The sequence below is a fragment of the Mucilaginibacter pankratovii genome (assembly GCF_014773265.1).
Taxonomy (GTDB): domain Bacteria; phylum Bacteroidota; class Bacteroidia; order Sphingobacteriales; family Sphingobacteriaceae; genus Mucilaginibacter; species Mucilaginibacter pankratovii.
Genome location: NZ_JACWMY010000013.1, coordinates 30506 through 44240, shown reverse-complemented (window position 1 = coordinate 44240; position 13735 = coordinate 30506). Strand labels below are relative to the sequence as shown.

Sequence of the window (13735 nt, the reverse complement as noted above, 5' to 3'; positions counted from 1 at the left end):
TCTAACTGCTCTCAGGTACGTTCGATGCCCTCGAAGGTACGCAGGACCTCGGCCGCGTGGGGGGTGGGGTCGTATGGTGAGTTGCCGATGTCGTGTGAGGTGGGTTTCGTGGTTACGGCGTTCCAAAGCCGGTCGTAGTTGCCTGCGGCAAAGTCGAGGAGGGTATCACGGATGAAGTTGTCACGGGTAGCTTGCTCATCGCTTTGTCCAGGGCGTGCTTGCCCGACGATGCCATACATCTCCGTGCCGTGTACGGCTGGCGCACCCTCGACAGGGCCAACGGTGAGCAGGTGGGCGTTGCCACCTGCGGCGGCGTGGGCGAGAGCTGCACGAGCGGCGGGAAGGGTAAAGAAGTAATCGGTGAACAGCGCCCCGCGGACCTCAACCGGAGTGCGTCCGTTGACATCGTAGGTGGCGACGATGCGCCGGGCACGGCTTCGGGGGATCCGTGACTTCGTTACTAGTTCGTCGACGATGTTGTCGATACTGCCGGGGTCGAACTTCCCGGTCGCGTTGATGACCCACCAGTCCGCTTCATTCGTCGCAGTGCTAAAGAGAATATCGACGTCGCGGTGACGTCCAGATTCGAGGACGCGTAGCGGCGTGTCAGCGAGAACAGCCCCGGTCTGAGAGCGGTCATTCACGATGCCAATAGTCGTGTTGTCGATGCCGTGTCGGTCGCCGATGTCGCGCGGGCTGACCTTGATGAGCGTCTCGGCGAGGAGCTTTGCATCCAGGGTGAGCAGTTGTTCGGGATCGTCCGCAATGCCGAGTTCGTTCAAAAACGTGATCGCGAGTTCTTCGGCCCACCAGGCTGGAACGATCCGAGATGCGCCGCCGGAGAACGCAGCGAGACGCTGATAAAGACCGTCGGCCGACGGAGCAGCGAGGAGCCCGATCGTAGAGTATGCGCCGGCGCTATGGCCGGTGACAGTGACCTTCTGAGGGTCGCCACCGAAGCGGGCGATGTTCTCCTGCACCCATCTGAGCGCGGTGATGATGTCCTGCAGGCCGAGGTTGGTGGCGTCCGCGAACTTGCCCCCGTACTGGGAAAGCGAGAGCCACCCAAAAGGGCCGAGCCGATAATTCAGTGATACACCAATGGCGCGGCCGGTAGCAGCGAGCCCGGAGAGGTTTGATGTGGTTTGTGTGTTCGAGCCGAGTTCGAAGCCGCCGCCGAAGATGTAGACGATAACAGGGAGCAGTTCGCCTCCGGCGTCCTCGGGTGCCCAGACGTTGAGGTTCAGGCAGTCCTCGCTCAAGTCGTTGTCGGCCTCGAGCCAGCTCGTGTCGCCGGCTTGGAGCGGCGCGGGGCCCTTTTGGTCGTAAGGCAGGTCCGGGTTGAACGGCAGCAAAATGGGCCGGCGGAAGCGTTTTGCGGTGGCGTAAGGAATACCCAGCCATGAGCGGATCGCTTGGGTGGTGGTCGATTTTTTTCTACTCATAACATTTAAAATTTATACTAGTCATTTTTACATGGGTTAGGGATAACGGCTTACACATTAACAATGGTTTGTGTAAAATTGAATATCGTAAACCTTTTAACAATGAAGTGAGAATCGCGCCGAAAAACGTTACAGTTTTTACAGCCTTCACTAATTTTGACGCACCCATGCCATAGATTCTATATAAGTGACATTACTACGCCCTGATTTTATGTACTTTTCCTTAATACACCATCTGCGACAAGTTGGTAAGATTTAGTAACAAGATCCTGAATTAATTCCCAAGAGACATCCCCGTTTAAATCTACACTTATCCAGTGTTTTGGACTCAAGTTGAATGGTTTGTCGATGCCCTCGTGTCCCCTAAGCTCATCAACAAAGTTAGGATCACATTTTAATGTACAACGATCAAATTTATCAAGGTCGAATAAGCAAAACATTTTCTTACCAACATAAAATACAAGGATAGACTGCGAATTTTTAAAGAAACCCTCGAACGGCATGCCTTCTTGTGTATCAGGGAATGACAGACAGAAATCTCTGAACTCTTCTACATTCATATAATATATTAGCCGGTCTGGTGATGAAGCTTGTCAGCTCCAAATTGGGAATTTGTCAAAGGCAATCGGCACCCATACCTCATCCCAAATAGCATTTTTATTCCATTATACACTGGTATCTAAAAATATCCAGGTACAATTTTTAAAAGCTAATTCCTGTAAAATGTTTGCATTAAACAATTTCTTTGCCTTTAAAAACACTGAAGTCCATATCCATGGGACGTATTATTGACCATGTTGAATGGATCACATACCATTCATCGTCGTTTTCTTTTTGAAATACTTCAATGCAATTATAATCCACATCTACCAAGTTTGTTTTGGCAAAAAGCTGATAAGTTAATACTGCCATATCTTGCCCAAACTGCACTCTTGGGTCACGAACCTCGAAGCTTTCCGCCTTTAAATTTCCTTCAACCTTTTTTAACAGAGAGGCCATGTCTTCAAACCGCTCCATACGCTTTGTTTCTACAGCATCAAAATACGTAAAGCTGCGTTTTGACCAAAGCCGTTCATAGCCCGATATATCACCATTAAACCACTTTTCAAGTGCCGATTCTTCCAACCCTATTATATAATCTGCCCTGGCTCTCTCATCATCATTTTGATAATCCCAGACTTTGTTTGATTCTTTTTCTTTCATAATAAGCGATGTTTTACCTGTACAAAATTAGCTTGTTACTAACGGTCATATATGAATTTTAACGGAAAGAAATGTCACTTTTCAGGACAGGTTTTTATATTAACACTACTTTTATAGACTGAAAACTAATTGCTGAATGAAATCGATACATCAATATAATTTCTACCGAAAAAAATATGGTATCGATTTACCTATTGACGTGGTTGCAATCAAAGATTTCAAAAGGTTTATCGAAAAAAATCCAACCCACCGCTTATCTTATTTTGACTTAACATTTATTGTCGAAGGCAATGAAGAATTGGTTATTAACGATTCCAAAATGATGGTAAAGCGGGGCGATATTGTGTGCTCAATTCCAGGGCAAGTGTGGAGTTGGCAAGAAAATACTAAACTTGAGGGTTATGCATTAGTCTTTGAAGAGGACTTTCTTCTTTCCTTTTTCATGGATAGGTATTTTTTAAGAAATCTTAGTTACCTACAAGTTCGCCGTCCATCGCCATTATTAACTGCAAATGAAGATCAATTTGAGATACTTCTGCAACATTTGAATTCCCTAAGATCTGAAATATTAAAAGTAGCTGATTGTAACACCGATATTTTAAGGGCCTTGTTATACCTTATTTTAAGTCTGTTGGGAAATTGCGAATTGAGAGCCTTGAAGAATTCCGAACAAAAGCAAGTTACAATCATAAACCGGTATATTGAATCGTTTACCAGTTTGGTGGATGCTAATTTTATGACAAATCGTGATCTTTCATTTTATGCGGATAAGTTATTTATCACAACCAACTACCTGAACAAAATAGCAAAAGAGGTTTTGGGATCAACAGCTAAAAAATTCATATTAAATAAAACAATAGGTGAATCTAAAAATTTACTCAACTACACCAGTTTGTCTATTGCTGAAATAAGTGATAGACTCAATATCGAAACCCCGTCTTATTTCATTCGTATGTTCCGCAAACATACTGGTATGACACCAAAAGAATTTAGAAATAATTGTTAACTCCTAAAGAAGCGATTCAGCTTCAATAGTCCTGAAAAGTGACACTTTAATCCTTATATGTATTTAAAGGTAGGCGGGTTATTATATAATTTTGGAGTGAAGAGTACTAAACTCTTTTTTTCGAACCATGACAAATTAAAAAGAAAAACATGCTACTATGAATATCGAAGAATTTAGAGCATACTGTTTGTCATTCAAAGGGGCTCATGATAAAATGCCCTTTAACAAAGCAACTTCCGATTATGATAAAAACATATTGACTTTTAGTGTAGTGGATAAATGGTTTTGCTTTGTGAATATCGAAGAGTTTGATTTTTGTGATCTGAAATGCGATCCAATGGAATCAAAACGGCTTCAATATGAATACGAAGGGATTACTCCAGGCTATCATATGAATAAAGACCATTGGATAAGTGTTCATTTTAAAAAGGATGTTCCAAAAAGCAAAATTGAATCTTTAGTTCAGGATTCGTATGATTTGATTGTTGCGGGGTTGACTAAAAAACAGCAGAAGAGCCTGATAAAAGTTCAAAATAATATGATAAAATAAACTCCTGAAGAATATTTGTCATATCTCACAAGGGTTTAATCGCGTATAAATTTTTCCGGGAACCTGGTATCTGCCCGGATATTTTAACATTTTCCGTCCGGATCAAATAACCCGGCACCGGTAAGGGCGTTAAAATATCCGGGTAAACAAACCGGCCTTACTCAAATAAGTATAACTTCATATTTCGGGTATAAAATATGGCTCAGTATTTACCATGGTAAGACCTCGCCAGACTCTGAAAAAGTACCCGTTGGTCCATTGTTATCCAGCAGGGCTAATGCTACGCCTGTTTTCGCACCGTCTTCAGGTGTAAGTGGCGCTTGATCTGAGCCAATTGATGTTTTAACCCAGCCAGGATTTGCCACGTTTACTTTTATTTTAGTTTCGCGAAGTGCGTGAGCCAGAAAAACTGTAAACTGGTTTAAAGCTGTTTTTGATGCACTGTAAGCATACGGTTTTAAAGCGTACAGCCAATGAGCTTCATTCAAATGAACGCCAAAGGAACCAGAAACGCTGCTGATGTTCACAATACGCCCCGCCTCGCTTTTTTTAATCGCCGGCAATAAAGCCTGGGTCAGCTCCACTGTTCCAAAATAATTAATGTCAAAAGTATCACGAAGAGTTTGTAATGTAACGGTTTCGGTGTTATTTCCGAACCATGCACTGTCTAAAAATACGGCTGCGTTGTTCACCAGGATGTCCAATGCGCCGTACTCGCCTTCAATGTAGTTTTTAACGTTTTCTATATCAGCCGAATCACTAATATCCAGTTTTATGTAGGTAACGTCTAACGACAAGCCCTGTAAAACTGCTTCTGCTTTTTTACCTTCAGTTTCATTTCTTGCCCCTAATAAAACCTTAATGTTATGTTGTGCAAGTTGTTTCGCTGTTTCAAAACCTATGCCCTTATTGGCACCGGTCACTAATGCTATCTTTGTCATGTTTGTAAATTGTTTAAAACGATACAAAGGTAGAACGGATAGTAACGCCGGTGTTAGCGCATATAAAACCAATCCTTACTAAAATCAAACTTAATGTTTCGGATCTTTAAAATAGCGAACTATTACTTATGGAATTTTCTGTAATCTGTAGGAGAACTGTTTGCGTTCTTTTTAAAAAACAAATTAAAATGGGAAGGCTCCTCGAAACCGAGTGCAGAGGAGATCTCCGCAATGTTCCAGTTGGTTAATTTTAATAAGATCTTAGCCTCCTGAACAAGCCTTGCTGCGATGATCTCACTTACGGTCCTTCCTTTAGATAATTTTACCTGGCGGTTCAAATAATTGGGATGGAGCGACAGGCTGTCTGCGAAATCTTTTGACGTTTTAAATTTGATCGCATGCTGCGGGGATTCTATGGGAAACTGCGATTCTAATAATCTGATGAAGGAACAGGCGATCACCTCGGTCGTATTATTTGTTTTTACGAAAGAGTTAGCCGGAGCTAGGTTTTGTGCATTAAAAATGATTTCAAGTAAATAAGTGCGTTGCAGATTAACGTTAAAGGCGCTATTTACTTGTTTTTCATTGAATATTTTAAGGTAGATATCAATAAAATCTTTCGTTTGCTCTTCGGTAAGCGAGTAGACGTTCTGCCTGCCTGGTTTATAGATTGGGAATTCAAGTAAACGATAACCACTGTTAGCTTTAGTAATAAACTCCTCTTTAAACATGCAGCTGATCCCGGAGTATCCCAAACCAGTCGCGTGTATCCCAAAAGGAATCTTGGTAGTGGTAAAAAGTAATGAGTTGCCCGAAATATCAATGTTTCTATCTTCAAATTCAAGTCGGTATTCCCCTTGCAATAAAGTGGCGGTGTAAAATACCTTCCTACTATATTCAAATGAAAAAATGGGGTTATCAGCTATGCTCAGATCCTGTATATGAAAATTATCTGCATCATTTTTAATACTGTCTGATATTGCAGAGGATTTGGAGGGAGCAGTAGAAGATGAATCATCAGCTATTATCATATACTAAAGTAGGTAAAAAAAGTATAAAAATTTAATTGATGCTGGGATTGGTGGCACTTATTGTGTCCGAATTATCGCGTTTGGGACGTAACCATTTAGTTACTGCTTCGAGGTATTTTTTCCTGTCTTATCTAATTGGTAATGCGGTATGATGGACATTCCGGAGGCATTAACCACATAATTCCAGAGCCTCTGTCAAATCATTCCGAAACACTTTGGACAAGCTTATTGCCTAATTTCCTATGCTCGTTTGCTTATATAGTTTACACAATTATATGAATCTGCGACATGGAATAGGATGGTTAGACCTCCCGGAATATCCATCCTATCATCTTAACTTTGGAATCATTGGGTGAAAACAACAATACCCTCCTGAAAAGAGCCTTCCTCAGTGAGTTTTAAAAGTGAACGTTTAATGCAATATGTCGTGACTATTGCGTAAGCATTTATATCCCGTAATCGGGCAGATTTCGAACCAACTTATTGAGCAAATGCGCATTTTAAACAATTGAAGCACTTTAATGAAACAGAAACCGAATAAGTTTCGAACCGGAATTACTCATGCAGAAGTAAACTGTTTATTTATTTTTTGAACGGCGTTAAACCACTGTCTAAAAAATTCAGACAGGCTTGGTTATTAAAAATGGCGCCTTGTGGGTCTCCTAAAGTTCATTTAGTTGATTGGTCAGAACCCGCCTGTCAACTGGTTAGATCTTACATCTTCATGCCATCCATCTGATCACTCCCTTTTTTAAAGATGGCCTCACTGTTGAGTAAATAAGCACCAATGGTAACCACCACATCACCAGCACTAACGCCCGATAAAATAGGGAGATAATTTTGATTACCCGCCCCGGTCTTGATCATTCTCGGTGAAAAGCTACCATTCGTATTTTTCACCCAAACTACGCTGCCGTTGCTATTGGTCAGGATAGCCGAAGCCGACACGGCTAAAGAACGGTTATTTCCACCTGATAACGCGATATAAGCTTGCATGCCCGGCCTGATCAAGCCCTGCGGATTGGGAATACTGATCCTTATCAAGTCAACTTTTGAAGCTTCTGATAGTTCCGGGTTAATAAATTCGACCTTGCCTTTGATGATTTGCCCACCCAGATCAGGAAAAGAAACATTAACCAAAGCATTCTCTTTGTAGTTTTCCGCTTCGCTGGCGTAAAGCTGCGCTTCTACCCAAAGGTTGTTCAATCCTTGTGTTTTCAGCACGGTCATACCTTCAGTAACGTAGTCACCCTCGTGAACGGCGATATCACTAACCGTGCCCGTCACGTTACTTAGTATGGTGGTTGTGGCAGCAACCTTTTGCGTAGCTGCTAAACTTTTGATCTGGGAAACGGACAAACCCCATAATTTCAATTTATTTTCGGCCGCGCTTATCAATTGATTGTAATCTATATCGGGGTTATGTAATACCTTTTGCTGCTGTTTGGCTAATAGGTATTCTTTTTCTGCTTCCTGCAGATCTTCACTGTAAAGCGAATAGACTGGTTGACCTATCGTTACCTTTTCGCCAACAGCCCGGACAAACAATTGCTGTACCCGCCCGGGTAACCTAGCGCTGAACTCTGCCGAAGTGTTTTCATTTGTCGTAACTGTACCGCTCAATGTTTTTTCGATACCTGTATTTTCTTCCCGAATGGTGTCCGTTTGTATCCCGGCAAGTAGTAATTGCGTAGCGTTTAAAGTGATCGTATTGGCGCTGGCGGCATCTGTCAACTCAACCCTAATTAGCTTCATACCGCAAATCGGGCAGTTGCCATCATGATCCTCATGCACCTGCGGGTGCATGGAACAAGTATAATAGGCTTTGTTTTGCTGGTCAACAATAGGTTTTGGCTTTTTATTGCAGGCCGCAAAGAAAACGGCGAACAACAGTATTATATAAATGAGCTTATTCATTTCCTTTAGTTTTAATAAAACTTTCGCTGTCTGATAAATATTGGGCATTGACCGCCAGGCTGTCCATGGCTAACAATCCTTTGGTTATTTGTATGTCGTTACTGCTTGTAAGCCCGGTATTAACCCCATGCGCTTTAAATGATGCGCCCTGTTTTAACCATACCACTTTGGTGTTTCCCAGATCCAACACGGCTGTTTTAGGTACCCACAAAGCTTTGATTGTGCCGGTTTGGATACTCGCTTTAACCAAAGCGTTTACTTTCAATTCATGATCCATGTTATCAAGAAATACCCGGATACTGGTGGTTTTATCACCACCCTGGAGAACAGGTTCAATAAAATTCACCCTTCCTTCTATCGGCATACCAGGCATATCCGGCAATGTTAGCTGAACGGCTTGGTTTAATTTTAAAGTGCCTGCCTGCGATTGGCTAACTTTAATGATCGCCCATAAGCGATGCGGGTTAACTACATTGAAAAGTGTTTGACCTTTGGTAACATACATGCCCTCCTTAATGACTAAAGGCGAATTATTTGTAAAGTCGGTTGGCGTTTCTATTGTCGCAGCGCCCGGCATTTGGCTATGCGCCACATCATGCACATGACCCTCATAAGTGCTATAGACAGGGACACTGTAAAACGCTTTGCCTGTTTTAACCACTTGGTTAACTTGATTCAAGGTCATGCCCAACAATAAAAGCTTTTGCCTGGCCGCATCGATCAATTCCATTTCCTGCGCCGAGTTTTTGGTCAGATAGATCAAATCGTGCTGTGCGGTTAAAAGATCAGGACTGTAAATATCAAAAATGCGCTGCCCGGCATGTATCTCCTGGAAAGCGTATTTAATATACAACTTTTCGATACGGCCAGAAAAGTGGGAAGCAATATTGTTAAATGTGCGGGTATCAAAATCTAAATAACCATCCGCTAAAATTTCGGTAGCGGTTACTTTTTCTACAGGCGTAATCGAGCCAACCGAAGAAATGACATTATTATTAACCGGCTGTAAAACCGTATTCAGGCTGATCCCGGCACCCTCACTGGCCTGGCCTGACTTCTTTACCAATGTCATCCCACAGATCGGACAGCTGCCCGGATGGTCTTCCATAATCTGCGCGTGCATCGGGCAGGTATATTTCACATCGGCTTTAGCGCTGGCTGCGACTGACGCAGGTTTCTTATTTTCGCAGGCACTTACCACTAACATTACAGCTAAGGATAAGATGAGCACTTTAATACTTCTCATATTCCCTTTCATAAGCTACCTGTAAGGTTAATAATTCCTGTAAGCGGTCCAATGCCGCCATTCTTGCCGCTTGCAAGCTTTTTATCCCGTCCAGTACAGATGGCAGATCGCCGGTATTTTGCTCGTAAGCCTGTAAAGACGTTTTATAAGTATTTTGCAGGGCAGGAATAATGTTTAGCTGGTAATTCCTCAACTGCCTTTTTTTGCTGCTCATATCGGTCCGATAGCCTTCAAGTTGCCCTTCTGCTTGGTTTAGGATATATAATTTCTTTTGTTGCAATTCCTGCACTTCGTAGCGGATACCCTTTAAGTTAGCCTTATATTCTTTAGATGCCCAGGGTACAATAGGAATGGTAACCGAACCCATTAAAATATATTGATTGGCCATACCGCCGTAGTTTTGCATATGCCCCGCCTGTATCCCGAAATCTGGCTTGCGCTTGGAGTACTCCATTTGTGAATTAAGTTGCTGTAATTCGATATTACGATTGATCCCTTTGATATCGCTTCGCGACCCGGCCAGTGTTGCCGTATCTGTAGTAACTGTTTCATAATCCTTTACTACGATAGTCGTGTCGACAGTAAAAGCAGTTTGTTGCGCTCGGTTCATCAATGTATTGAGCATGATGTTCCTTTGGCTGATCTCATTATTCAATTGTTCACGGGTATTATCCAATTCGAATAGGTCCGCTTTGGCCCTATAAATATTAGGCAGTTTTTCCTTTCCATAGGTCAGCCGGATATTGGCATCTTTCAGCATATACTCCAACAGGTTTTGTGTGTTCTCTAACTGCATCAGTTTTTTTTCCAGCACCACCCGTTCATAGTAGTATTGCCTGGCTTGGGCGATCAGTTGATTTTTCAGGTAATTCTTATCTTCCTTAGTGACATTGGATAAGCCTTTCATATAATCCTCCTTCGCTTTTAGCTTAGCCGGATTGGTGAACATCTGCTCGGCCTGGATCATAAAGGCTCCACCGGTCGGGTTAAGCTGATACGGAACCTGATACTGGCCCGCACTGACTTTTGGCGCATCCAGGCTTCTTGCACCTGTAGCATAGGCATCCTGTGCGCTACCTTTGGCATCGTAAGCCAGCAAAGCCGGATTATTGGCTACGCGGGCTAATACGCTATCTAACGGCAAACGTTGAGCGTTCGCCAAGTTTGCAGCACATAAAAGGCCTGTTAGTATGATCTGATATTTTTTCATGATTCCTTTACCTCCAATACTTCCAGTTTACCATGTTTCCTGAGCTCGTATTCTTTCACCATCAAAAAGATGAGCGGTGTTACCAATAAAATATGGGTAGAAGAGGTCAATACCCCGCCAATCATCGGTAGTACGATAGGCTGCATCACATCGCTTCCTGTACCGGTTGCCCATAGTACTGGCACTAAGCCAAACAGGGCGACACAAACCGTCATCAGTTTTGGACGTAAGCGTTTGACCGCACCATTCATGACGTATTCCCGCAGATCGGCTTTGGTAATCGTTTCCTTTGAATTGCCTTTCAGGGCTACCAATTGCTGCATGGCATCGTTCAAATAGATCACCATCACGATACCCGTTTCGACTGCTATCCCAAACAACGCTATAAAGCCGACAGCCACCGCAACCGATAGATGCACCCCGAAGAAGTAAACCATATAAGCCCCGCCAATTAACGCGAATGGAATAGAGATCAGGCTAAAAAAAGCTTCCCGGATCGAATGAAACGCGAAAAACAAACAAGCGAAAATAATGATGAGCACAATCGGCAAGATCATTTTTAAGGTATGTTCCGCCCGGATCAGGTTCTCATACTGGCCGCTCCATTCGATGTAATAGCCTTTGGGCAGTGTTTTAACCATCGTATTTAACCTGTCCTGCGCTTCCTTAACCGTACTGCCCAAATCACGGTCGCGTACATTAAACAATACCGTTCCACGCAACAAGGCATTTTCCGATTGGATCATCGCCGGGCCATCGCTAATCTTAATATCGGCTACCGATGATAAGGGTATAGGGCCGTTATTCATGGTCTGCACCAATGTTCGTTTGATGGCTTCCAAATTACTACGGTAATCCTGTGCCAGCCTTGCGTTAACGCTGAAACGCTGCCTGCCCTCTACGGTCGTAGTCAAATTCATACCACCCAATGCGCTTTCAACTATTTCGTTTACATCATCTACACTCAAACCATATCTTCCGATGGCATCTTTATTTACTTGTATATCCAGGTATTTACCACCCGTGATGGGATCAACATAAAGATCTTTTACGCCATCTAAACCAATCAAAGCTTGTTTCATTTTGGTGGATAGTGCGTTAATGGTGTCGAGATTCTGACCGTACACTTTTAAGCCTACATCGGTACGGATACCGGTGGAGAGCATATTGATGCGGTTAATGATCGGCTGTGTCCAGCCGTTCACCACACCGGGGATCTGCAATTTGGCATTCAGTTCATTGATAATATCTTCTTTCCTGATACCTGGCCGCCATTCACTTTTAGGTTTCAGTAATACAATGGTTTCCGTCATACTTATGGGCGAATTGTCGGTAGCCGTATTTGCCCGGCCCGCTTTGCCCAACACATTGGCTACTTCGGGTACGCTTTTGATAATCTTATCCTGTACCTGTAACAACTGTTTAGCCTGGGCATTGGATACATCTGGTTGGGTGACCGGCATAAAAAGTATTGTTCCTTCATCTAGTGGCGGCATAAATTCACTACCCAAAGAAAGCAAAAGCGGTACGCTAACGAGTAAGGCAACGATATTAATGCCGATAGTGGTTTTACGCCAGGTTACGCACCAGTTAAGTACCGGTCGGTAAATTCTTTCCAGTCCCCGGTTAAGCGGGTTATGATCGTCCGTTCTCAATTTGCCTTTCAGAAAAAAGGAGATCAACACGGGTGCCAGCGTCACCGCAAGTATCGCGTCAATAGCCAGTATAAATGTTTTTGTCCAGGCAAGCGGCCCAAACAATTTGCCCTCCTGTCCCTCCAGTAAAAATACCGGGAGAAACGAAGCGACGATGATGAGTGTCGAAAAGAACACGCCACGGCCCACCTGTTTACAAGATGCTTCTATAATCTTAAGTCGTTCTGCTGTGGTCATGATTTTTCTTTTTCTTGTGCAATAGATAAGTTCCGGTGCGAGTTTTCGACCATCACGATGCCGTTATCCACGATCACCCCAATGGCTAAGGCGATACCGGTTAGCGACATGATATTGGATGATATGCCAATTGCGTTAAGCAAAATAAAGCTGGCCGCGATGGTGATCGGTATTTGGATGATAATGCTTAATGCACTTTTAATACTCAATAAGAACAGGATAACGATAATAGATACCGTGATCATTTCTTCGATAAGCGTGTGCTTAACCGAACCAACCGCATTTTCGATCAGTTCGCTGCGGTCATAAGCGATCTTGAATTTAACACCAGCAGGCAAGCCTTTTTGAATATCTTCCATTTTAGTTTTAACCGCATGGATCACCTTGTCCGCATTCTCCCCATAGCGCATCACTACAATCCCCCCAACCGCCTCACCATTGCCGTTTTGGTCAAAAATGCCCAAACGTTCATCGCCGCCCATTTGCACGGTGGCAATATCTTTGATCTTGACCGGGATGGTATTGATCACGCCGACCGGGATGCTTTCCACATCAGCCAAGCTTTTAATATAGCCCAGCCCCCGGACAATATAACCGGTGCCGTTCATTTCAAACTTGCGCCCGCCCACATCGTTGTTATTGCTTTTGATGGATCTCAATACCTGCGATAGCGGGATATGATAATAGTTGAGTTTATTAGGGTCAATGGTCACTTGGTATTGCTTTTCAAAGCCGCCAAAAGAGGCAACTTCACTTACGCCGGGAACGGTTTGCAAACCCAGTTTTACATACCAGTCCTGTAAAGCCCTTTGTTCACCCAGATCCATGTTTTTGGCATCCAGCGTGTACCAAAGAATATGGCCGACACCCGTACCATCCGGCCCAAGTGTTGGGGTAATACCCTGCGGCAGTAAACGCTGCGCATAATTCAGCCGTTCCAGTACCCGGCTTCGCGCCCAATACACATCGGCTTTATCTTCAAACACAATATAGACAAAGCTCATTCCGAACATGGAAGTGGCGCGGATCGCCCGAACTTTTGGGATGCCTTGCAGGTTGCTCACCAGCGGGTAGGTCACCTGGTCTTCCATGACCTGCGGGCTGCGGCCCTGCCATTCGGTAAAAACGATCACCTGGTTCTCCGACAGGTCGGGAATGGCATCGATAGGGTTTTCACGAACTGCATAAACGCCCCAGGCAAAAAGCCCAATGGCAGCCAGCAGTACAAGATACCTGTTTTTTAAAGACAGGCTGATCAATTGGTTAATCATCTTAATTGCTTTAATCAGCCCTC

The 13735-nt window shown here is 43.6% G+C and carries 12 protein-coding genes; 2 read left to right on the top strand and 10 right to left on the bottom strand.

The window, feature by feature from the left end; genetic code table 11:
- Window positions 1-11: 11 nt before the first annotated feature.
- From IDJ77_RS22250 to IDJ77_RS22240, 3 genes are all read right to left on the bottom strand, one after another.
- Window positions 12-1445: a carboxylesterase family protein gene (locus IDJ77_RS22250; protein WP_191191192.1), complete on the bottom strand. Its 1434-nt coding sequence runs from the start codon at window positions 1443-1445 to the stop codon at window positions 12-14.
- 209 nt (window positions 1446-1654) lie between these two features.
- Window positions 1655-2005: an MmcQ/YjbR family DNA-binding protein gene (locus tag IDJ77_RS22245; RefSeq protein WP_191191191.1), complete on the bottom strand. Its 351-nt coding sequence runs from the start codon at window positions 2003-2005 to the stop codon at window positions 1655-1657.
- 172 nt (window positions 2006-2177) lie between these two features.
- The gene (locus tag IDJ77_RS22240) at window positions 2178-2648 is read right to left on the bottom strand and encodes a nuclear transport factor 2 family protein (protein WP_191191190.1); all 471 of its coding nucleotides are present in this window, start codon (window positions 2646-2648) and stop codon (window positions 2178-2180) included.
- A 136-nt stretch (window positions 2649-2784) separates the two neighbouring features.
- Between IDJ77_RS22240 and IDJ77_RS22235 the strand changes: the two genes are divergently transcribed.
- Window positions 2785-3654: a helix-turn-helix domain-containing protein gene (locus IDJ77_RS22235; RefSeq protein ID WP_191191189.1), complete on the top strand. Its 870-nt coding sequence runs from the start codon at window positions 2785-2787 to the stop codon at window positions 3652-3654.
- 157 nt (window positions 3655-3811) lie between these two features.
- Window positions 3812-4204 carry an MmcQ/YjbR family DNA-binding protein gene (locus tag IDJ77_RS22230; RefSeq protein WP_191191188.1) on the top strand — a complete coding sequence of 131 codons (393 nt, stop codon included), beginning with the start codon at window positions 3812-3814 and terminating at the stop codon, window positions 4202-4204.
- A 209-nt stretch (window positions 4205-4413) separates the two neighbouring features.
- Here IDJ77_RS22230 and IDJ77_RS22225 read toward each other — a convergent pair whose 3' ends face one another.
- The 7 genes from IDJ77_RS22225 to IDJ77_RS27875 form a co-directional block, all read right to left on the bottom strand.
- A complete protein-coding gene (locus IDJ77_RS22225; RefSeq protein ID WP_191191187.1) occupies window positions 4414-5145 on the bottom strand; it encodes an SDR family oxidoreductase in 732 nt (243 codons plus the stop codon).
- 122 nt (window positions 5146-5267) lie between these two features.
- Entirely contained in the window at window positions 5268-6176 is a 909-nt protein-coding gene (locus tag IDJ77_RS22220) for a helix-turn-helix domain-containing protein (RefSeq protein ID WP_191191186.1), read from the bottom strand.
- 714 nt (window positions 6177-6890) lie between these two features.
- The gene (locus IDJ77_RS22215) at window positions 6891-8093 is read right to left on the bottom strand and encodes an efflux RND transporter periplasmic adaptor subunit (protein WP_191191185.1); all 1203 of its coding nucleotides are present in this window, start codon (window positions 8091-8093) and stop codon (window positions 6891-6893) included.
- Entirely contained in the window at window positions 8086-9351 is a 1266-nt protein-coding gene (locus IDJ77_RS22210) for an efflux RND transporter periplasmic adaptor subunit (RefSeq protein WP_191191184.1), read from the bottom strand. Before IDJ77_RS22210 ends, IDJ77_RS22215 begins: the two co-directional genes overlap by 8 nt.
- Window positions 9326-10549: a TolC family protein gene (locus IDJ77_RS22205; RefSeq protein WP_191191183.1), complete on the bottom strand. Its 1224-nt coding sequence runs from the start codon at window positions 10547-10549 to the stop codon at window positions 9326-9328. The genes IDJ77_RS22210 and IDJ77_RS22205 overlap by 26 nt, the downstream gene beginning before the upstream one ends.
- Window positions 10546-12441: an efflux RND transporter permease subunit gene (locus tag IDJ77_RS27880; RefSeq protein WP_191191182.1), complete on the bottom strand. Its 1896-nt coding sequence runs from the start codon at window positions 12439-12441 to the stop codon at window positions 10546-10548. Before IDJ77_RS27880 ends, IDJ77_RS22205 begins: the two co-directional genes overlap by 4 nt.
- On the bottom strand, window positions 12438-13712 hold the full coding sequence (locus tag IDJ77_RS27875; RefSeq protein WP_191191181.1) for an efflux RND transporter permease subunit: 1275 nt from the start codon (window positions 13710-13712) through the stop codon (window positions 12438-12440). Before IDJ77_RS27875 ends, IDJ77_RS27880 begins: the two co-directional genes overlap by 4 nt.
- Window positions 13713-13735: the final 23 nt, after the last annotated feature.

Excerpts from the sequence above, each read along its gene's own strand:
- IDJ77_RS22250 (WP_191191192.1), bottom strand. The coding sequence starts at position 1,445 with ATGAGTAGAAAAAAATCGACCACCACCCAAGCGATCCGCTCATGGCTG.
- IDJ77_RS22245 (WP_191191191.1), bottom strand. The coding sequence starts at position 2,005 with ATGAATGTAGAAGAGTTCAGAGATTTCTGTCTGTCATTCCCTGATACA.
- IDJ77_RS22240 (WP_191191190.1), bottom strand. The coding sequence starts at position 2,648 with ATGAAAGAAAAAGAATCAAACAAAGTCTGGGATTATCAAAATGATGAT.
- IDJ77_RS22235 (WP_191191189.1), top strand. The coding sequence starts at position 2,785 with ATGAAATCGATACATCAATATAATTTCTACCGAAAAAAATATGGTATC.
- IDJ77_RS22230 (WP_191191188.1), top strand. The coding sequence starts at position 3,812 with ATGAATATCGAAGAATTTAGAGCATACTGTTTGTCATTCAAAGGGGCT.
- IDJ77_RS22225 (WP_191191187.1), bottom strand. The coding sequence starts at position 5,145 with ATGACAAAGATAGCATTAGTGACCGGTGCCAATAAGGGCATAGGTTTT.
- IDJ77_RS22220 (WP_191191186.1), bottom strand. The coding sequence starts at position 6,176 with ATGATAATAGCTGATGATTCATCTTCTACTGCTCCCTCCAAATCCTCT.
- IDJ77_RS22215 (WP_191191185.1), bottom strand. The coding sequence starts at position 8,093 with ATGAATAAGCTCATTTATATAATACTGTTGTTCGCCGTTTTCTTTGCG.
- IDJ77_RS22210 (WP_191191184.1), bottom strand. The coding sequence starts at position 9,351 with ATGAAAGGGAATATGAGAAGTATTAAAGTGCTCATCTTATCCTTAGCT.
- IDJ77_RS22205 (WP_191191183.1), bottom strand. The coding sequence starts at position 10,549 with ATGAAAAAATATCAGATCATACTAACAGGCCTTTTATGTGCTGCAAAC.
- IDJ77_RS27880 (WP_191191182.1), bottom strand. The coding sequence starts at position 12,441 with ATGACCACAGCAGAACGACTTAAGATTATAGAAGCATCTTGTAAACAG.
- IDJ77_RS27875 (WP_191191181.1), bottom strand. The coding sequence starts at position 13,712 with ATGATTAACCAATTGATCAGCCTGTCTTTAAAAAACAGGTATCTTGTA.